This is a genomic window from Streptomyces sp. NPDC051987, from assembly GCF_040680735.1.
In the GTDB taxonomy this organism is placed as follows: Bacteria; Actinomycetota; Actinomycetes; order Streptomycetales; family Streptomycetaceae; genus Streptomyces.
Genome location: NZ_JBFAXI010000132.1, coordinates 1 through 18,705, shown reverse-complemented (window position 1 = coordinate 18,705; position 18,705 = coordinate 1). Strand labels below are relative to the sequence as shown.

Below are 18,705 nucleotides of genomic sequence, written 5' to 3'. Positions count from 1 at the left end.
CGCGCGGGCGGGGTGCTGCCCGCGCGCCGGCACCTGGGCCAGGGGGACGTGCGCGACGGCCGGGGGCCGGTGTGCGGGGGGGGGCGGTGGTCAGCCGACGGGCTGGGCGGGGGCGGTCTCCTCCTCGACGGCCGTGGTCCGTACGCCTGCCGTGGCGAAGTCCTCCAGGAAGGTGGGGAAGGACAGCTTGACGTCCTCGAAGCCCGAGAACCGGTTGGCGGACTGCATCCGCAGGCCGGCCAGGAACAGCGACATGAAGATGCGGTGGTCGCCCCAGCTGGACAGGGTCACCCCGCCGGGGTAGGTGTGTGCGCCGCGGACCTCGAAGCCGTCGCAGACGCCGTCGTCGTACAGGACGTCGATGTCCACGCCGGCGCGGGTGAGTTCGGCGGCCATGGCCTCGATGCGGGAGGCCTTGTGGAAGCGGGTCAGGCGTCCTCCGGTCACCCGCAGGCTGCCCTGTACGTAGGCGCCGAGGGCGGCGAGGGTGGGCACGATGTTGGGGCAGTCGCGTACGTCGACCTCGAAGTGGCCGCGCAGGCTGCCGGGCGGGTTGTCGATGGTCATCAGCGCGGCGTCGTGGTCGAAGGTGACGCTCACGCCGAGCTGCTGGAGGATGGGGACGATCGCGAACTCGCCCTGCATGCTGTCGCCGTAGGCGTTGCTGAGGACGGTGCGGCCGGGGAAGAGCGCGGCGGCGGCCAGCAGGTAGGAGGCGGAGGTGTAGTCCTCGTGGATGGTGATGTCCTGGGCCTGGTAGGCGGAGGGTTCCACCTGGTAGTGGCGCAGGTCCTCGGAGGCGGAGACCTTGATGCCGGCGTCGGTCAGGCTGGCCAGGGTCTGGCGGATGTAGGACTTGGAGTAGACCTCGCCGCTCACCTCGATCTCGACCGGGCCCTCGGCCAGCGGTGCGGCGAACAGGACGGCGGTGATGAACTGCGAGCTGATGTCGCCGGGCAGGTGGCAGGTGCCTCCCTTCAGGCCGCGTCCCCAGTTGACGACCGGGGCCTTGTTCTCGCTGACGATGGACTCGATGTCCGCGCCGAGTTCGCGCAGTGCCTGCAGCAGGGGTTCCATCACGCGGTTGCGCAAGGTGGCGTCGCCGGTGACGACGACCGGTGAGGGCTGGACGGAGGCCAGGGCCGTCACGATGCGGAAGACCAGGCCCGAGCCGCGGGACTGGATGACGCGTCCGATGCGGGGGAAGGTCCCGCCGATGCCCGTGATCTCCAGGTGTCCGTCGTGCTCGGTGATCGTGGCGCCGAGGGCGCGGCAGGCGTTCTTCATGGTCTGCGTCTCCTCGCAGCGCAGATCGTTGAATATGCGGGAGGTTCCCTCGGCCAGGGTGGCGGTCAGGATGGCCCGCTGGGTCTCCGGTTTCGAGGAGGGGATGCGGAACGTTCCAGAGAAAGAATCGATCGGAGCGACCTTCAGCAGCATCGTCGTGTCTCCCGTTTCCCGTCATTCGCCGTGTGTGGCTGTGCATACCTGTGGATACGGTGTCGCCCGGCCGTCGGGGCCGAGGCGATCTGTGCGGAGCGTGATGTGTGTGGCCCCTGTGCCCGCCGGTTTTGGGTGCCGGGCGGCCGGGCGGCGGTGCGTGGACTGTTCCGGGGAAGTGTGTGTCGCGTGCGGCAGGCGGGCAACAGGCCCCGTCTGCCCGTGAAAGGTGCGGTGCGAGGCGGTCCGGGCCCCCTTTTTTCTGCCGGACTTTTGCGCCGGACTTTTGTGCCGGACTTTTGTGCCGGGCTTTTTGTGCCGGGTTTTCTCTGCCGGGGGCCGCGGATTTGGTGTTCAGGCCAGGAGGCGGAAGGACCGGTCGTAATAGACCATGGGGGTGAGGGTGTCCTCGCCCAGGCGGGTGCCCGCCACCTTGCCGATGAGGATGGTGTGGTCGCCGGCCGGGTGGCGGGCGTGTGTCTGGCAGTCCAGTTCGACGAGCGCGCCCGCCACGGCCGGCAGTCCGCCGGGCGTGCGGGACAGGCCGCCGCAGGCGAACTTGTCGGCGCCCTTGGTCGCGAACCGCCGTGCCAGCACCTGGTGTTCGGGGCCGAGCACGCTCACCGCGAAGCGGTCGCAGGCGGCGAACGCCGTGGAGGAGTCGGCCGAGTCGGCCAGGCACACCAGGATCAGCGGCGGGTCCGCGGACACCGAACAGAACGAACTGGCCGTGAAGCCGCGGGGCACGCCGTCGCCGCCCAGGGTCGTCACCACCACGACCCCGGCCGGGAACCGGGCCATCGCCGCCCGGAAGTCCTCCGAGGCCGCCCGCCGTACCGTCTGCGTCGCCTCCGTCATGGCCCACCACCTGTCCCGCGAGATTCGGTCCGGTTTTCTCAGGCCCGGCTGCAGGGCCGTCTCCCCCGCCGGGCGCGGGTTTTTCTCCGGCATCCGCGGGCGGGTCGCGCACGTGCCGTCCCGCCGCCGGACGATGGTCGTGCCGGGCCGCGGGAAAAGGGGTTTTCCGGTGCGGTTTCCCGGAGCGCACGGCAGCCCGTGAAGGGCGGTGGGGGCACGGTCAGAATTCTGTGTCCCGTGCGGCGGGCGGGCAATAGGCCGATCTTCCCATGGAAAGGTGCGGCAACGCCGGTTTCGTGCGCGGAGAATGGAGAATACCGCTGTCGCCTACGGCGGGGAGAGCCGACGGGCTGCGGGGGAAGGCGGGCCGGGACTTAGGTCCTATTCTGGGCGGGCCGCTGCCGTGCGAGGCTTGGGTCTGCGCGTTCGACGTGCCGGGGGGCCGGCCGGGATTCACCTTCCGGTTTGTTTCTTCCGGTTTCCCGCCAAAAGGCCGCCACACGCCGCCAGTCGACCGGCCGTCCGGCCGGGGCTGTCCATCCGTCGTGCCCACCGTGAGGACGTCAGCCATGTCCGGCGCCATCCTGTACCTGAACCGCTGGCCTCTGTACGAGGACGAGCGGCGCTGGGAGAACCGGCTCGCCGCTCCCGAGATCATTTTCCGTCCGGAGACCGACCGCGTCACCTATGTCTGTGACGAGGGCGGCCTCAGTTCGGTGCCGGCCGGCGCCGAACGGGTCCATGTGGTTGAGGACTTCGGCGACCTGGACGGCGTCCTGCGCCTCGTGGACGCGGTGGTGGCCGAGGAAGGCCCGTTCGACCACGTCATCGGGTTCTCCGAGTTCCTCCTCGACCTCGCGGCGATCCTGCGCGAGCGCTACGGCATCCCCGGTGCGGGCCCCGCCCAGATCGCCCGGTTCCGTGACAAGACCGTCATGAAGGAGACGCTGTCGCGCGCCGGCCTGCGGGTGCCGCGGTGGGCGGCGTGCCGCAGCGAGGAGCAGGTCCTGGCGGTGGCCGGGGAGTTCGGCTACCCGGTGATCGTCAAGCCGGTGCGGGGGGCGGCCAGCCAGGGCGTGCACAAGATCGCCTCGGCCGGCGCGCTGCGGGCCTGGTGCGCCGGACGGGACCTGGACGGCTTCGAGATCGAGGAGTTCGTGCAGGGGGAGATCCTGCACGTCGACGGTGTCCTGGACGCCGCGGGCAAACCGCTGTTCCTGTGCACCTCGCGCTACGTCGCCACCTGCCTGGACTTCGAGGTCGCGGGCGAACCGCTCGGCTCGGTCTTCCAGACCGATCCCGCGGTCCGCGAGGCGTGCGAGGACTTCGCCGTGCGCTGCCTGAGCGCGCTCGGGCTGCGCAGCTCCGCCTTCCACCTGGAGCTGTTCGACACCGGGCAGGAGCTGGTGTTCCTGGAGGTCGGAGCCCGGGTGCCGGGCGCCGACGTGTCCTACGTCATCCACGACGTGCACGGGGTGAACCTGTTCAGGCTGTGGGCCGACGTGCTGCTCGGGCACCCGGTTCAGCTGCCCGTCTTCGATGCGGAGCTCAGCGGCGGCTGGCTGATCGTGCCCGGCCCCCGGCCGCTGCCCCAGAAGGTCACCGGCGCGACCCCGCTGCTGGGCGAGGTTCCCTACGTGTACCGGGAGCTGGTGCCCGGGGCGGGTGAGGTCCTCCTGTCGCGTCCCGGCTCCTACGCCACGGTCCAGGGCGGCCGTTTCCTCTTCCGGGGCGGCACCCAGGAGCAGATCGAGGCGGCCGTGCGCCAGGCGCGGGCGCAGTACCGCCTGACGACGGAGCCCGCCGCCTGAGAGCGCCGCCCGTCGTGTGCCATCCGCAGACCGAACCGATGAGTTGGTGGAGGAAGACATGGCTCAGTTGACCCATGCGGAGCTGATCGACAAGAAGTTCGTGCTGTTCGCCGAGGGGTGCTTCGGGCTCTTCACGAGCAAGATCGGCGCTTCGCTGCTGCGCTACCGCGGGGACCGCTGTGTCGCCGTGATCGACAGCCGCAAGGCCGGGCAGACCGTGCAGGACGTCCTCGGCTACGGCGGTGCGATCCCGATCGTCAGCCGCGTCGAGCAGGCGCTGCACCTGCAGCCCGAGGTGATGATCGTCGGCAAGGGGCTGCACTCCGCGGAACTGCCCTCCGGCTGGAAGCCGCACCTGCTGGCGGCCGTCGCCAGCGGCCTGCACATCATCAACTCCATCCACTACCGGCTCGCGGACGACGCCGACATCGCCCGTGCCGTCCGGGACAAGGGCATCACCGTCTGGGAGACCAAGGACGCCCCGAAGACGCCGCTGAACAAGGCGCGCGTGCTGGATGTGGATGCCTGGATCGTCCACACGTGCGGCAGCGACTGCAACATCGGCAAGAAGACCACCGGCCTGGAGATCTGGAACGAGGCCAACCGGCGCGGCATCCGCACCGGGTTCGCCGCCACCGGCCAGAGCGGCATTCTGATCTCCGGTCACGGCGTCGCGGTCGACGCGGTGCCCGGCGACTTCATGGGCGGCGCCGTGGAGCAGGTCGTCATCGAGGCGGCCGCGGGCAACGAGTGGGTCGTCGTCGAGGGGCAGGCCGGCCTCAACCACATCCAGGGCAGCGGCGTGGCGTTGACCATCCTGCACAGTGCCCTGCCGCACGCGCTGGTCTTCTGCCACCGCCTGGGCGCCGAGCGCACCAAGGTCTGGGAGACGCCCATCCCCCCGATCGCCGAGATCATCCGCATGAACGAGGAGCTCAGCGGGGTCCTGCGGCCGGCGAAGGTCGCCGCCATCAGCGTCAACAGCGTCGGCTTCAGCGACGAGGACTACCGGCGCGAGGCCGAGAAGCTGCAGGCCGACACCGGGCTGCCCGTCGTCGACCCGATCCGGGAGGGCAGCGCCGCCCGGCTCGTGGACATCCTGCGCGCCCACCAGCTGGACAGCGCCCGCCAGCTCGAGACCGCCCACCAGCAGCCGGCCCGCCTCAGCTGAGGCACGGGGCCGGACGCGGAACACGCGAGGAGATGCACAGATGAACGAAGCGGTCCTGCTCCTCATGCACCAGGGCAAGTCCTACACCGAGGAGGCCGCCGCGGCCGCCGCCCGGCTCGGGGTGTCCCTGGTCGCCGTCAGCTCCCGGCCCAAGACGCCGGAGGTCTGGCAGGCCAGCCGCCGCCACCTGGCCGACGGCGTGGTCACCGAGGAAGACGACCTGCACATGGGGGACATCGAGAAGGCCGTCGGTGAACTCGCCGACCGCGGCTGGCGCGTGAAGGCCGCCCTCGCCAGCTTCGAGGGCTACCGGCTGCTGATGGCCGAGACCAACCGGCAGCTCGGCGCACGCGACTGCGCCGAGCCCGCCCTGCGCCTGTGCCTGGACAAGTACGCACTGCGCCGGCACCTGTTCGCCGAGCAGCTCAGCGAGGTCCGCGTGCACCGGCTCACCCCCGGGACGCCCCCCCGACTCGACCCCGCCTCCCGCTGGTTCGTCAAACCGGTGCGCGGCGCCGCGTCCTTCGCGGCCTTCATCCTGGACGACCTCGAGGACCTGGCCGAACTGCCCGCGATCCAGGAGCAGATGCGCGCCGACCGCGCCATGAAGGCGATCTTCATGGACCGCTACGACTTCCTCGCCGAGGAGTACGTCGAGGGCCCGGAGTTCAGCTTCGAGACGTTCGTCCTCGACGCAGACGTCCACCACCTGTGCGTCCACGAGAAGGCCCGCGTGGAACGCCTCGAACGCACCACCCTGGAAGGGATGTCGGTCAGCCCGCCCGTCAGCCTGGGCCGTGACCTTCTCCTCGAAGGAGCCGGCTTCGTCACCCGCTGCCTGCAGTCCCTGCAGGAGCACGGACTGAGCACCGGCGCCTTCCACATCGAGGCCAAGTACTGGGAGGCGAAGAAACGCTGGGAGATCATCGAGATCAACCCCCGCATGGGCGGCAGTCTCATCGACCCCAGCGTCCGCACCGTCACCGGGCTGTCCTTCTTCGACCTGTGGACCGAGGCGATGCTGCTGCCCGAGGGCCGGCAGGACGCCTTCCACGAGCGGCTCGACAGCGCCTCCCAGCTCCAGGCACTGCGCACCGGCACGCCCACCCCGGCGACCGTGTTCCTCAGCAAGTACGGCGACAAGGGGCGCACTGTCGACGCGATCGGCTTCGACCCGCCCACCCGGCCGCCCAGGATCCTGCGCGTCCACGTGAGCGAAGGAACCCAGCTCGAGGCCTCCGACCGGGCGATCTGCCTGATGGACGCCCTGTGGGACGTGTCGGCCGACGACCTTGAGGCCGAGACCGCCTTCCTCCAACGGCACGCCGACGAGCACTTCCACGTCCGCTACCGCTGACCGCGGACCGCGGACCGCAGACCGCAGACCGCGGCGTCCTCGCGGACACCCCGCCTGCGCCCGCACCCCCCCCTTTTGCACCCCTGCTCTTTTCCTGCCGAGAAGGAGAACGTGATGAACCGCGTGCACCACACCGGGATCACCCACCCCAAGCCGTTCTACGACGCCGAGCAGAGCCGCCTGAAGAAGGCCGAGCTCGACCGTTACCTGGACAAGAAGATGGCCGAGTGGAAGGCCACCGTCCCCTTCGCGTCCCACCTGAGCGAACCCTCCCTGCACCAGGCGTACTACCGCCGTACCCTCATCGAGCACGTGTGGCGGATCCGCCTGTCCAGGGTCAGCCAGTCCAAGGCCATCTACAAGATCGCCCAGGTCTCGCCCAGGGCCGCCCGCGACTACGCGCAGTACCAGGCCGACGAGATGCTCCACGACCGGCTGTACATCGGTGACGCCGCGGCCGCCGGCGTCACCGAGGAAGAGATCCTCGCCACCGAGCCCTACCTGTCCACCCGCCTGTTCGAGGGCTTCTTCTACTACACCCTGGAGCACGAGTCGGCCCTCGCCCCGGTCGTCTCCAACTACCTGGTGGAGTACACGCAGGTCAAGCTCCAGCCGGCCATCGTGGAGAACCTCCAGGAGCAGCTCGGCAAGGAGAGCGTCAAGGGGCAGGCCGCCCACCTCCACGTCGACACCACCGAGGACCACTCCCAGGAGATGTGGGACATCCTCCACCAGCTGATCTTCAGCGAGGAAGACTTCCAGAAGGTCTTCAGCTACATCGACGACGTCCAGGAGATCCTCGCGATGTTCTTCCGGGAGATCTACGAGGACACCGTCGCCCGGCACGCACAGAGCACCGTGAGCACCGTGTGACCCACGCCCGCCGCACGCGCCCGCCGCACACCCGCGGAACCGCGTGGGCACGCACACCCGGCACCCGCAGCAGGCGTTGAGCGCCGTGTGACCGGCGTGTCCCCGGTCCGCCCCGCTCCCGCCGCACGCCCGCTCAGCGCCGTGTGACCGGGGTGTCCCGGGTCCGCACCGGCCGCCGGGCCGGCACGCGGGGCGCCGGCCGGCGGCGCCGCTGCACCCCGGCGGGGTCCGGCGGGCAGCCGCCGCCCGGCGGGCCGGGCACGGCCCGCTCCCCCGCTCCCCCCGCCGCCCCGTCAGAAAGGAACCCCGCGCATGTCCACGCCCACCGACACGTTCGTCAAGGAGTACCGCGAGAACGGCTTCGCGGTCGCCGAGCGTCTCTTCGACCCCAGCGAAGTGGCCGAGCTGAACGCCGCCATCACCCAGATCCTGGACGTCCCCGACATCGGCTCCGTCGCCGAGACGGAGCCGGGCGACACGGGCATGGCCCGCCGGATCTGGTCCCCCACCAAGCAGCACGCCGCGTTCGAGCGGGCCGCCGCCCACCCCCGGCTCCTCGACCACATCGAGGCACTCATCGGCCCCGACGTCCTCTTCCACTACAGCAAGCTCCACCTCAAGGCCCCGCACGTGGGCAGCGTCGTGGACTGGCACCAGGACTTCGCCTACTACCCCCACACCAACACCGACCTGGTCACCGCCCTGGTCTACCTCGACGACACCACCACCGAGAACTCCGCCCTGCAGACCGTCCCCGGCTCCCACCACCACGGCCTGGCCGACCACTACGTCGACGGCTACTTCCGCGGCAAGGTCACCGGCGCCGACGCCCCCGACCCCGCCCTCGCCGTCCCCATCGAGGCACCCGCCGGCAGCGTGGTCTTCATCCACTGCCTGCTCCTGCACTACTCCTCCCCCAACCGCTCCGACCGCTACCGCCGCGCCTTCCTGCCCGCCTACCGGGCCGCCGACGCCTACCCGGTCCACTTCGGCGCGCACGCCGGCCACAACGAGGCCGGGGTCAAACTGCTGCGCGGCAGCGTGTCGGACACCGCACGCGTCGAAGCCGGCGCATGGCGGCTCCCGCTCGCCGAGCGCCCCTTCGGCTCGCTCTTCCAGCTCCAGGAAGGCGCCGCCGGCGCCACGACCGCGGCGGCCACCGGATACGCCACGCTCGCCAAGACGACCTGACAGCCCCGCGGCCACCCCGCACAGGACAGCCGCCCGCACCCGCCCGCACCTAAGCCGGCGCGGGCGCCGGCGAGCAATACCGGATCCCCGCCGCACACGGCAGCCGCGCACCCCATGGGTCCCCGCACCACGCCGGCGGCACGGCCCAGCTGCGCCTGCACCGCACCTGACGGCGGTTCCCGGAGACGGCCGGAGCTGCTCCTGGCTCCTCGTGGTCCGGCCGTCACCCGTGCGGGGAGTCTCGTGCGCGGTGCGCGGGCGGCCGCCCCAGCGGACCGCCGACCGGCCGGCGGCTCGGCCGGCGCCCGTCAGCCGCGGGCCGGCCCTCCGTGGCCGGGTGGGAGACCGGGCAGCTCGAACCCGAGGGCGGCGAGGGCCTCCTCGGCTGCCTGCCGGTCCTGGTCGTAGGTGCCACCGGATATCCCCAGCCCCCCGACGCACTGGCCGTTGTCGATGATCGGGTAGCCGCCGCCGACGGCCATCACACGAAAGTGGCCGCCCAGCGGCGCGATCTGCGGGTCGGCGAGCAAGTCGTTCCACGTGTGGGTGGGGATGCGGAAGGAGGCCGCGGTCCAGGCCTTGTCGAGGGCGACCTCGGCGGTGAGAAAGGGCGCGTCGTCGGCGCGGTCGAATGCCTTCAGATGCCCGCCCTGGTCGGTGACGGCGACGGACGCCGTGAAGCCGGCCCGGGCAGCGGCGGCGTGCACCGCCGCGACGAGTGCGCCGGCGGCGGCCTGGGTGACGGACGAGGCGGGGGCCGACTTCTGGAGTGTCTCGGTGCTCACGATCGTTCCTGTGTTCCCTGTTGCTGTTGCTGTTGCTGTTGCTGTTGCTGTTGCTGTTGCTGTGCTGTGGTCTGGTGTGGTGGATGAAGCGGCCGTGGGCCGGGTCATCGCAGGGGTGAGGCCGGGGTGGGGACCACGCGGGTGATGACGGAGTTCTCGGGGATCAGCAGGCCGTGGACGACCGGACCGATCTCGTTCTTCCAGCGGTCGTGCCCGTACACGGCCGCGTACAGGGCCTCGCTGTGGGCCTCGTCCTCGAACCGGCGGATCCACACGTAGCCGTCCTCGTCCTCGGCGTCGACGAAGGAGGCGGTCACCTCCATGCCCAGCGAGGCCTGGAACGGGATGACCACGTCCTCCATGGAGCGCACCCACTCCTCGCGGCGCCCGGGCTGCGCCCGGTAGCGGCGGATCTCGTAGTACACGGTGCTGCTCCTGACTGCAGGCAGGGAGGGTCAGTCGGTCACGGTGAGGACGACCTTGCCGCGGGTGCGGCCGGCCTGGACGTGGGCGTGGGCCGTGCCGACCTGCTCCAGCGGGAAGGTCTCCTCCACCTCGACGGCGACCTCACCGGCGTCGATCAGGCCTGCGATCGTGGCCAGCGCGGGAGCGTCCGGCTCGACCAGGTACGCGGTGACGCGCACGCCGGCCGCCTCGGCGGCCCGGGCCAGGTCCGGGGAGACACCGGCCGGCACGGCGACCAGCAGGCCGCCCGGGCGCAGGACCTTCAGCGAGCGGGTGCTCGTGTGGTCGTGGGCGTCGCCCACCAGGTCGATGACGACGTCGACGTCCCTGACGACGTCCTCGAAGCGCGTGGTGGTGTAGTCGATGGTCTCGTCGGCGCCGAGTTCCTTGAGCCAGGGGTGGCGGGCGGCGCTGGCGGTGGCGATCACGTGGGCGCCCAGGTGCCGGGCGAACTGGACCGCGAAGTGGCCCACTCCGCCGGCGGCGGCCGTGATCAGGACGCGCCGGCCGGCCTGGACGTGGGCGGTGTCGACCACGGTCTGCCAGGCGGTCAGCGCCGCCAGCGGCACGGCGGCCGCGTGCGCGTGGTCGAGGGTGGCCGGCTTGCGGGCCCACTGGCGGGCCGGTGCGCTCACGTACTCGGCGTAGCCGCCGGCGGCGCGCGGGAACCACGGCATGCCGTACACCTCGTCGCCGGCCTGCAGAGTGGTCACGCCGAAGCCGACCTTCTCCACGACGCCGGAGACGTCCCAGCCGAGGATCAGCGGGAGCGTCTGCAGCCCGGCCATTCCCTGGCCCTCGCGGGTCTTCCAGTCCACCGGGTTGATCCCGGCGGCGTGCACCCGCACCAGCACCTCGGTCGGCAGCGGCTCGGGGCGCGCGGCCTCCTGGACGGTCAGCACCTGCGCTCCGCCGAACTCGCTGATGGTGACCGCCCGCATGGTGTTCTCGCTCATGACGTCCTCGCTCATGCCTGTCCTGCTCTTGCCTGTCCTGCTCTTGCTTCAGCGGGGACCGCGTCCCCGCTGCAAGGAAGAGTGGCGGGCGCTCACCGAGACGGGTGAGTGGCCGGAGGGCCACCTGTCGTACCATTCCGGCCATGCCGCATCGTGTCGCCGTTCTCGCCCTCGACGGAGTCCTTCCGCTGGATCTGGGCATCCCGGCCCGGGTGTTCAACGAGGCCCGTACGCCGGACGGGACTCCGCTGTACTCCGTCGTCACCTTCTCCCTCGGCGGCCGGCCGGTGCGCACGCACGAGGACTACCGGATCGTCGTCGACCACGACGAGTCGGTGCTGGAGAGCGCGGACACCGTCGTCCTGGCCACTCAGGAGCCCGGCGAGGACCTGCTCGCGACCGGCACGCTTCCCGGGGAACTCGCCGCGGCGCTGGACCGGATCGGGCCGCGGACCCGCATCGTCAGCCTGTGCACCTCGGCCTTCCTGCTCGCGGCGGCCGGTCTGCTGGACGGCGGCCGGGCCACCACACACTGGACGCTGTGCGACGAACTGGCGCGGCTGTTCCCCCGCGTCGAGGTCGATCCGGACGTGCTGTTCGTCGACAACGGACGCATCCTGACGTCCGCCGGCGGAGCCGCCGGCATCGACCTGTGCCTGCACCTGGTCCGTCTGGACCACGGAGCGGCGGTGGCCTCGGCCGCCGCGCGGCGCTGCGTGGTGGCGCCATGGCGCGAGGGCGGCCAGGCGCAGTTCATCGAGCACCCGGTACCGCAGGACACCGACCGCTCCACCTCGGCGACCCGCCAGTGGGCGCTGGACCGGCTGGCCGAGCCGGTCACCTTGGAGGACATGGCCCGGCACGCGCACATGAGCGTGCGCACCTTCACCCGGCGCTTCCGCAGCGAGGTGGGCAGCAGCCCGCTGAAGTGGCTGGCACAACGACGGCTGGCGCACGCGCGCCTGCTGCTGGAATCCACCGACCTGACCGTTGCACGGATCGCCACCGCCGCCGGCTTCGGCGACCCCGTCGCCCTGCGCAAGCACTTCCACACGCACCTGGGCCTGTCACCACTGGCCTACCGCCGCGCCCACAACGCACCGGAGCCTGCCGGGTGAGCACCGCTGCGTCGTCCGCGGTGGCACACGCCCTGCGACGACATCACACAGGCGCGGGAGCGGGAAGGCGTCCCGGGCCGGCCGCGAGCCGGGGACGGTCCACCGGGCCGACGCCGCCTGCGACCGCCGGGACCGGCAGGACCGGCAGGACCGGCAGGACCGGCAGGACCTGCGGGACCGGCGAGACCGGCAGGACCTGCGAGACCTGCGGGACATACGCGGCGCCCGCCGCCGTCGGCGCACCGCGAGGACGCCGCCCCCGCCGTGACGGCCCCCGGGAAGCGCCGGCCCGTCTGCCGGCGGCAGCGCCCTGAGCGGCACCGCCGGCTGCGCACCGTGCGGTGCGGTGCGGGGAAACCGGCCGCGGGGTGCGGGGCCTTCGCGGGTGGCACCCCGCACCCTCGGCTACGCGGTCACGGCGGCGGACAGCTCGCCCGCCTGCTGCCCGGTGCGTTCGAGCCGGCGCAGCAGCGGCAGCACACGGGTGTAGAAGATGCGCATCTCGTTGCGGGTCGGCCAGCCGGAGAAGATGAACTCGCTGATCCCGGCCGCCTTGTACTCGTAGAGATACGCGGCGACTTCCTCGTAGCTGCCCACCACGCACAGGGCCGGACCGCCGCGGTAGGCCACGGCACCGGAGTACAGCATGGGGGAAAGCCAGTCGGACGGGGCGGCCCCGGCCAGTTCGAAGGACGTCTTCACCGCCACCGAGTCCGAGGAGGCCACGGCCGCCGCGATCCGCTTGCGGTGTTCCTCGTCGGGCTCGCCCATCATCTGCGCGAGATCCGCCAGCGCCTGTGCGCGGGTCTCTCTCGCCAGCACGTGCATGCGCGTCCCCACACGGCCGCCCCGCGCCAGGACGGGCCTGGCCGCCGCGGCCATCCCCTCGGGAGTGTCGCCGTAGCGCAGCCAGCAGTCACCGTGGTCCACGGCCGTCTGCTGCGCCACTTTAGACGCCCCGCTGATGTAGATCTCCGGACGGCCCCCGCCCTTGTATCCCAGGCCGATCTCCGCGTCCTTGATCCGGTAGTGCTCGCCCTCGTAGGACAGCGGGGCCTGGCCGCTCCACAGCCCGTGGAGAATGTCCAGGAACTCGTTCGAGCGTGCGTAGCGCTCGTCGTGGGCGAGGAAGTCACCGTAATACGCCTGCTCGACCGGGGAGGCACCGGCGACCAGGTTGAGGGATATCCGCCCGTTCGACATCCACGAGACCGTGTTGACCACCTGGGCGAACAGCGTCGGCGAAAGCAGCCCGGGCCGGTAGGCGAGGAGGAACTTCACGCGCCGGGTCGCACGGACCAGGGCCCCGAGCATCGGGAGCGGGTCGGGCATGTGAGCACCGATCCCCATGAGCAGCGAATCCACACCCAACTGGTCCGCCTCCTGCGCGAATTCGACGATCCCGTCGAAGTCGAGCTCGCCGACCGTGTATTTTCCCGACGCTTTCTGCTGCCCGCTGAGCGGCGAGTTCCAGTGCACCCTCAGCTCGTTGTCATCCGGCTGCGGCAGGCCTGGCAAGCGGCTGGCGTCCAAGATTTCACCTTCCGATCGCTCAAAATCCGGCGCCCGGGCCGCAGTACGCGAAAATCAGCCGGCCGGTGAACACAACCGGTCCCGGCGAACACCCGGGTGCTTCCCGAACATGTCGTTCGCGCTGTCCACAGCCTCGCACCCCACCGGCCCGGCCAGAATAGGACCTAGGTCCCGGCCCCCACCGTGCGGGCACGCGGCACGGCACCGAACACAGCCCCAGGACACCAGGACTTGAGGGCTTCAGGGACTTGAGGGCTTCAGGGACTTGAGGGCTTGGGGGCTTGGGGGCTTGGGGGCTTCAGGACTTGAGGACTTCAGGACTTCGGGACTTCAGGGCTTGGGGGCTTCAGGCTTGGGGCGGGTGGGGTCAGGGGTCGGTGGGGCCGGGTGGGCCGGGTGGGTCGGGGGCGGTGGGGTCGGGGGCGGGGGGCTGCCTGTCACGGTGGGCGCAGTGCAGGCGCCCCGCCGGTGCGGGAGGTTTCCCTTTGGAGGGGGCCGGCCGGTACCGGAGGCGCCGGGAGTCGTGCGCCGGGGCCGGGAGTGCGCGGCCCTCCTGCGGCCTGCGCGCGTCCCCCGCACCCATGCCGGGAGTTGCCCGGCGCGGCCTGAAAGGGCACGGTGCACGCCGGGGAGAACGGGAGGGAACTCAGGCCGGCTGCTGCGCGCGCAGGCGGTCGGACCAGTTCACCACGAGCGGTACCGCCTGGCCGACGGCGAGGAAGACCGCCCCCATGGCCAGCCAGCCCGGCGCGCCCCAGCCGATGCAGACCAGGCCGAGCAGCGGCGGGCCGACCGCGTTGGACAGACCCTGGCCGATGGCGAACAGACCCGAGTACTGGCCCTGGGCGTGCTCCGGGGCCAGACCGAAGGACAGCTCGAACGAGGCGGCGGTGTGCCACAGTTCACCGGCGGTGTGGACGATGACGCCGAGCACGACGACGACCATGGCGACCCACCCCGGCGCGCCGGCCGCGAGCGCGATGAGAGCGGTGGCCAGGAGGAACGCCGCGCCCGCGCGGCGCGCCGTCCGGCCGGCCGCCGCGTTGTCGTCGACGCCGCGGCTGACCCGCACCTGCAGGCAGACCACCAGGGCGGTGTTGACCGCCACGCTCGCGCCGACGAACCACCGCGGCGCCTGGGTGTGCCCGATGATCCACAGCGGCAGCGCGAAGATCAGCACCTGGGTCTGGATGGACATGATGCCGTCCAGGACGGTGAGCACGACGTAGGGCCTGTCCTTCAGCGCCGGCCAGCGGCCGCCCTGGTCCGGGGCCGGGACGGGCGGCACGGACGGAACACGGGAGGCGACGGCCGCGGACAGCAGGAACAGCACAGCGGTGGCCAGGATGAGACCCACATAGGCGGTCCTGGTGTCCAGCTGGACGACGACACCGGCCGCCAGGGCCCCGCAGCCCAGCGCGATGTTGTTCAGGGCCCGCAGGTAGGAGCGGTAGCGAGTGGGGCTGGGGGCGCCCAGGGCCCGGGTCAGCGGGCCGCGGGCCGCGGTGCCGGCCGACACCGCCAGCTCGGCCGCGCACAGGAACACGATCAGCGAGGGAATCGAACGCACGAACACCAGCCCCGCCACGGCCAGGGCCTGCACGACGACCGCGAGCCGGAAGACCTCACGCGGGCCGCGCCGGTCGGCCAGACGGCCCACGGGAACACCGGCCGCGAGCCCGATCAGGGCAGCGGCCCCCAGCGCGAACCCGACCTGGGCGATGGGCAGGCCCACCGAGCGGGTGAAGAACAACGCGGCCCCGGAGATGAACAGGCCCTTGCCGATCTGGTTGACGAACGTCGCGGCGGCGAACGCCCGTTTGGCACGCGTCTCCGGCACGAGACCGCGGCCCGCCAGCCAGCAGACCAACCCTCCCGCACCGTCCGCGGCGTCCACGGCGTCCACGGCGTCCACGGTGTCCGCGGTGTCCGCGGTGTCCGCGGTGTCCTTCCCGGCCGGCGCCTGTGTCTGGCCGGGCCGGCGCTGCATCCTGGTGTCCAACGGACTCTCCCTTGGTATGACTCTGGGGTGACGACGTGCGCCCGGGGGCTCTCCTGCCGGGAACGCTCCGTTCCTGCTGCGTGCCTGTCGGCGGCCCCCTCCCCTCCCCTCCCCCCCCGGGGGCGGGCGCCGTCCCGTAACGCCGGTTCCGCAACGCCGTCCCGTGACGCCGGTTCCGCAACGCCGTGACCGGGCACGGGCAAGGGGGGCGGCCGGGCCCGCGGCGGCCGGGCGGGGGCGCCGCCCTTGCGGGGGTCAGGCGGAGCGGTGGCGGGCGCCGCCCTCGACGTGGATCGTCTCGCCGGAGACGAAGCCGGCGCGCAGCAGCCACATCACCGCCTCGACGACGTCCTCGCTCTCGCCGTGGCGTCCCACCAGGGCCGTCTGCGCGCTCTTGTCCAGCAGGGCGGCCTTCTTCCCCTCGCCCAGACGGTCCCAGGCGCCCGAGTCCACCACTCCCGGCGAGACGGCGTTGACCCGCACCGGTGCCAGATCCGCCGCCAGATGGCGCACGGCGAACTCCACCGCACCGTTGGTGACGCCCTTGACGAGCGATCCGGGCCCGGGGCGCCAGCCCACCACCCCGGAGAACAGCACCATCGACGCGGCCGGCCGCAGGACGGGCGCGAAGTGCTTGGCCACCAGCATCGGGCCGACCACCTTCGCGGTGAACGCGGCCAGCAGCCTGTCACGGTCCAGTTCGGTGGCCCGCACGTCGTGCGGGGCCGAACCGGTCGTCACGATGTGGTCGACCCCGTCCTTGAGAACCCGCGCCGCGTCCGCGAGCGTCGCCTCCTCCTGCAGGTCGACGCGCAGGGCCGTGGCGCCGATCTCGCCGGCCAGCACCTCGGCCGCCGCCCGGTCACGAGCCCCGACGACCACCTCGTACCCGTCCTTCGCCGCACGCCTCGCCACAGCCGCGCCCAGCGCCCGCGCGCCCCCGATGACCAGGATCCGTTCCATGTGTCGGCCCTCACTTCCGTTCGTCCGCACACCCACGGTATGGTTTTGATACCGGTATCTACAACGAAACTGGAGCGGGCCATGGGCAAGGCGTACAACGTGATGGCAGCGACCTGCCCGAGCCGCACGGTGCTGCACCGCATCGGTGCCCGCTGGACCGTGTTCGTCGTCAACGCCCTCGCCGACGGCCCCCGCCGCTTCACCGAACTCAAAACCCACATCCGGGGCATCACCCCCAAGGCGCTGACCGAGACCCTGCGCTCACTGGAGGCCGACGGCCTGATCAGCCGCCACGACCACGACGAGAACCCGCCCCGCGTCGAGTACGCCCTCACACCCCTGGGCCACTCCCTGCTCATCCCCCTGCGCGCCGTACGCATCTGGGCCGAACAGCACGTCCCCGACATCGAGGCGGCCCGCAACCGCCAGCCGGTCCCCTGACCCCCGCACCGGCACCCCGCCACCGCCAGGACCGGAGCCGGGGCCGGGGCGGGGCCGGGCCGGAACCGGAGTTCGGCCGGGGCCGGGGCCCGGGGAGGCCGGGGCCTGGGGAGGCCGGGGGCGGGGGAACGCTGGGAGAGCGGCGGGTTCATGACGGGCAGAGACCCGGCGCCCGCTGCTCACCATCTCGTCCGGCCGGTCGCCCGCTTCACCTCCAGCGCCGCCGGGACACGGATGCACCGCACCGGACCGCGGACACCGGAACGAACCCCCCGCCCGGCCGGCCAAGGACACGGCGGCCGCGTCCCGCGGGGACAAGGGCATCGCGGCCCGGGGCCGTGGCCGGGCCCGTGGCCGGGGCCTGCAGGCTGCGGCAGGCAGGCCGGGGCCGGCAGGGGGACCCTGTGGCTCCGGCCGGGGAACAAGGCTGCGTCGGGGCCGGGTTGCCGGGCAGGCACAGGCGTGGTGGCCGCCCTGTCCCGGGACGACGCCCTCTGCCCCGGTGACCACGGTGCACAGGGCGCGCAAGGACGATGCCGCCGTCCTGTCCGGAAAAACGGCCCCCCCGGGGGGTGGGGGCGGGCGGGCCCGCCTGCCGGCAGCGGCCGCAAGAGGGCCCGGGGCAGGTGCGGCAGGGCCCCCGAACTGCCGGGCGGTGCGGCGGGGCTGCCCGCCGGGGCGCCGGTCGCGCCGGCGGACGGCGGCCGCGCGGCGGGCGGGCCCGGCCGGCCGGAGCCTTTCCGCGGACCTGCCGTGTTCGGCCCGGTTGCCGCCAGAAGGCATCATGACATCCCGCACCGCCCGCACATCCCTACATCCCGCGTGCCCGTCCCTCCCCCTAGGACCCCGATGACCGCACACGAGAGGCCGGCCCCGGCCTTCGCCCGCGCCCAGGACGGCACCGTCCTGGCCTACCAGCACCGCGGGCAGGGACCGCCGCTGGTGCTGCTCGCCGGACAGGCCAACGACCACCACTGGTGGGACGGCGTGCGCGAGGACTTCCACACCGTGCGCTCCACCCTCACCCTGGACATGCGCGGCACGGGCGACAGCGGCAAGCCGCAAGGGCCGTACTCCACCGGGCAGTTCGCGGACGACGTCGTCGCGGTCCTGGACGCGCTCGGCATCACGCACGCCGACGTGTACGGGACCTCGATGGGCGGCCGCATCGCGCAGTCACTGGCGATCCGCCACCCCGGGCGGGTGCGCCGGCTCGTCCTGGGCTGCACCTCCCCCGGCGGCCCCCACGCGGTGGAACGCGACGCATCCGTACGGCGGTCGCTGGCGCAGCCCGACCCCCGGGCCGTGCGCCGGGCCCTGACCGACCTGATGTACACGCCCGCCTGGCAGGCCGCCCACCCCGGCCCCTACCGCACACTCGGCGACCCGCGGATGCCCGCCCACGCCCGCCGCGCCCACCTCCTCGCCAGCAACGAGCACGACGCCTGGGACCACCTGCCGCGCATCACCGCCCCCACCCTCGTCCTGCACGGCGGCGAGGACCGGCTGACCCCGCCGGACAACCTCCCCCTGCTCGCCTCCCGCATCCCCGGCGCCCGCACCCACCTCTTCCCCGGCGCCCGCCACGCCTACTTCGAGGAATGCCGGGAAGAGGCCGGCGGCCTGGTCCGCGCATTCCTCACCGCACCGCGACAGCAGTGAACGCCCCCCGGCCCGCCTCGCTCACCGGCCGGCGGTGAGCGCGCCGGCCGGTGAGCGAGGCGGCCGGGGGGCGAGGCGG

The 18,705-nt window shown here is 72.4% G+C and carries 16 protein-coding genes; 8 read left to right on the top strand and 8 right to left on the bottom strand.

Annotated elements, in window-relative coordinates; translation table 11 throughout:
• Window positions 1–90: 90 nt before the first annotated feature.
• A complete protein-coding gene (gene aroA / locus AB0M11_RS38405) occupies window positions 91–1,440 on the bottom strand; it encodes a 3-phosphoshikimate 1-carboxyvinyltransferase (RefSeq protein ID WP_365713063.1) in 1,350 nt (449 codons plus the stop codon).
• Between the two features lie 354 nt (window positions 1,441–1,794).
• Complete coding sequence (locus AB0M11_RS38400; RefSeq protein WP_365713061.1) at window positions 1,795–2,298, bottom strand: flavin reductase family protein; 504 nt, start codon at window positions 2,296–2,298, stop codon at window positions 1,795–1,797.
• Between the two features lie 569 nt (window positions 2,299–2,867).
• On the opposite strand from AB0M11_RS38400, the gene AB0M11_RS38395 reads away from it, so the two are divergent.
• The 5 genes from AB0M11_RS38395 to AB0M11_RS38375 all read left to right on the top strand — a co-directional run bounded on the left by AB0M11_RS38395 (window position 2,868) and on the right by AB0M11_RS38375 (window position 8,701).
• Complete coding sequence (locus tag AB0M11_RS38395; RefSeq protein WP_365713059.1) at window positions 2,868–4,109, top strand: ATP-grasp domain-containing protein; 1,242 nt, start codon at window positions 2,868–2,870, stop codon at window positions 4,107–4,109.
• A 58-nt stretch (window positions 4,110–4,167) separates the two neighbouring features.
• Window positions 4,168–5,280 carry a DUF1611 domain-containing protein gene (locus AB0M11_RS38390; RefSeq protein ID WP_365713057.1) on the top strand — a complete coding sequence of 371 codons (1,113 nt, stop codon included), beginning with the start codon at window positions 4,168–4,170 and terminating at the stop codon, window positions 5,278–5,280.
• A gap of 40 nt (window positions 5,281–5,320) precedes the next feature.
• The gene (locus AB0M11_RS38385) at window positions 5,321–6,637 is read left to right on the top strand and encodes an ATP-grasp domain-containing protein (protein ID WP_365713055.1); all 1,317 of its coding nucleotides are present in this window, start codon (window positions 5,321–5,323) and stop codon (window positions 6,635–6,637) included.
• Between the two features lie 114 nt (window positions 6,638–6,751).
• On the top strand, window positions 6,752–7,510 hold the full coding sequence (locus tag AB0M11_RS38380) for an iron-containing redox enzyme family protein (protein WP_365713053.1): 759 nt from the start codon (window positions 6,752–6,754) through the stop codon (window positions 7,508–7,510).
• A 312-nt stretch (window positions 7,511–7,822) separates the two neighbouring features.
• Window positions 7,823–8,701 (top strand): phytanoyl-CoA dioxygenase family protein, encoded by an 879-nt coding sequence (locus tag AB0M11_RS38375; RefSeq protein ID WP_365713051.1) that lies wholly within the window; start codon window positions 7,823–7,825, stop codon window positions 8,699–8,701.
• Between the two features lie 308 nt (window positions 8,702–9,009).
• On the opposite strand, the gene AB0M11_RS38370 is transcribed toward AB0M11_RS38375, so the two are convergent.
• The 3 genes from AB0M11_RS38370 to AB0M11_RS38360 all read right to left on the bottom strand — a co-directional run bounded on the left by AB0M11_RS38370 (window position 9,010) and on the right by AB0M11_RS38360 (window position 10,907).
• Window positions 9,010–9,486, bottom strand: a complete 477-nt coding sequence (locus AB0M11_RS38370) for a heme-binding protein (RefSeq protein ID WP_365713049.1) — start codon at window positions 9,484–9,486, stop codon at window positions 9,010–9,012.
• Window positions 9,487–9,590: 104 nt separating this feature from the next.
• Complete coding sequence (locus tag AB0M11_RS38365) at window positions 9,591–9,911, bottom strand: NIPSNAP family protein (protein WP_365713047.1); 321 nt, start codon at window positions 9,909–9,911, stop codon at window positions 9,591–9,593.
• A gap of 30 nt (window positions 9,912–9,941) precedes the next feature.
• On the bottom strand, window positions 9,942–10,907 hold the full coding sequence (locus tag AB0M11_RS38360) for an NADP-dependent oxidoreductase (RefSeq protein ID WP_365713067.1): 966 nt from the start codon (window positions 10,905–10,907) through the stop codon (window positions 9,942–9,944).
• Between the two features lie 143 nt (window positions 10,908–11,050).
• Between AB0M11_RS38360 and AB0M11_RS38355 the strand changes: the two genes are divergently transcribed.
• Entirely contained in the window at window positions 11,051–12,025 is a 975-nt protein-coding gene (locus AB0M11_RS38355; RefSeq protein WP_365713045.1) for a helix-turn-helix domain-containing protein, read from the top strand.
• Window positions 12,026–12,430: 405 nt separating this feature from the next.
• Here the strand turns inward: AB0M11_RS38355 and AB0M11_RS38350 are convergent, their stop codons facing one another.
• The 3 genes from AB0M11_RS38350 to AB0M11_RS38340 form a co-directional block, all read right to left on the bottom strand.
• Window positions 12,431–13,558, bottom strand: a complete 1,128-nt coding sequence (locus AB0M11_RS38350; RefSeq protein WP_365713043.1) for an LLM class flavin-dependent oxidoreductase — start codon at window positions 13,556–13,558, stop codon at window positions 12,431–12,433.
• 646 nt (window positions 13,559–14,204) lie between these two features.
• On the bottom strand, window positions 14,205–15,560 hold the full coding sequence (locus tag AB0M11_RS38345) for an MFS transporter (RefSeq protein ID WP_365713041.1): 1,356 nt from the start codon (window positions 15,558–15,560) through the stop codon (window positions 14,205–14,207).
• Between the two features lie 255 nt (window positions 15,561–15,815).
• Complete coding sequence (locus AB0M11_RS38340) at window positions 15,816–16,523, bottom strand: SDR family oxidoreductase (RefSeq protein WP_365713039.1); 708 nt, start codon at window positions 16,521–16,523, stop codon at window positions 15,816–15,818.
• Window positions 16,524–16,604: 81 nt separating this feature from the next.
• Here AB0M11_RS38340 and AB0M11_RS38335 point away from each other — a divergent pair, with 81 nt between their 5' ends.
• Together AB0M11_RS38335 and AB0M11_RS38330 are read left to right on the top strand one after the other, a co-directional pair.
• On the top strand, window positions 16,605–16,964 hold the full coding sequence (locus AB0M11_RS38335) for a helix-turn-helix domain-containing protein (RefSeq protein WP_365713065.1): 360 nt from the start codon (window positions 16,605–16,607) through the stop codon (window positions 16,962–16,964).
• 849 nt (window positions 16,965–17,813) lie between these two features.
• On the top strand, window positions 17,814–18,626 hold the full coding sequence (locus tag AB0M11_RS38330; RefSeq protein ID WP_365713037.1) for an alpha/beta fold hydrolase: 813 nt from the start codon (window positions 17,814–17,816) through the stop codon (window positions 18,624–18,626).
• Window positions 18,627–18,705: the final 79 nt, after the last annotated feature.

Excerpts from the sequence above, each read along its gene's own strand:
- aroA (WP_365713063.1), bottom strand. The coding sequence starts at position 1,440 with ATGCTGCTGAAGGTCGCTCCGATCGATTCTTTCTCTGGAACGTTCCGC.
- AB0M11_RS38400 (WP_365713061.1), bottom strand. The coding sequence starts at position 2,298 with ATGACGGAGGCGACGCAGACGGTACGGCGGGCGGCCTCGGAGGACTTC.
- AB0M11_RS38395 (WP_365713059.1), top strand. The coding sequence starts at position 2,868 with ATGTCCGGCGCCATCCTGTACCTGAACCGCTGGCCTCTGTACGAGGAC.
- AB0M11_RS38390 (WP_365713057.1), top strand. The coding sequence starts at position 4,168 with ATGGCTCAGTTGACCCATGCGGAGCTGATCGACAAGAAGTTCGTGCTG.
- AB0M11_RS38385 (WP_365713055.1), top strand. The coding sequence starts at position 5,321 with ATGAACGAAGCGGTCCTGCTCCTCATGCACCAGGGCAAGTCCTACACC.
- AB0M11_RS38380 (WP_365713053.1), top strand. The coding sequence starts at position 6,752 with ATGAACCGCGTGCACCACACCGGGATCACCCACCCCAAGCCGTTCTAC.
- AB0M11_RS38375 (WP_365713051.1), top strand. The coding sequence starts at position 7,823 with ATGTCCACGCCCACCGACACGTTCGTCAAGGAGTACCGCGAGAACGGC.
- AB0M11_RS38360 (WP_365713067.1), bottom strand. The coding sequence starts at position 10,907 with ATGAGCGAGAACACCATGCGGGCGGTCACCATCAGCGAGTTCGGCGGA.
- AB0M11_RS38355 (WP_365713045.1), top strand. The coding sequence starts at position 11,051 with ATGCCGCATCGTGTCGCCGTTCTCGCCCTCGACGGAGTCCTTCCGCTG.
- AB0M11_RS38340 (WP_365713039.1), bottom strand. The coding sequence starts at position 16,523 with ATGGAACGGATCCTGGTCATCGGGGGCGCGCGGGCGCTGGGCGCGGCT.
- AB0M11_RS38335 (WP_365713065.1), top strand. The coding sequence starts at position 16,605 with ATGGGCAAGGCGTACAACGTGATGGCAGCGACCTGCCCGAGCCGCACG.
- AB0M11_RS38330 (WP_365713037.1), top strand. The coding sequence starts at position 17,814 with ATGACCGCACACGAGAGGCCGGCCCCGGCCTTCGCCCGCGCCCAGGAC.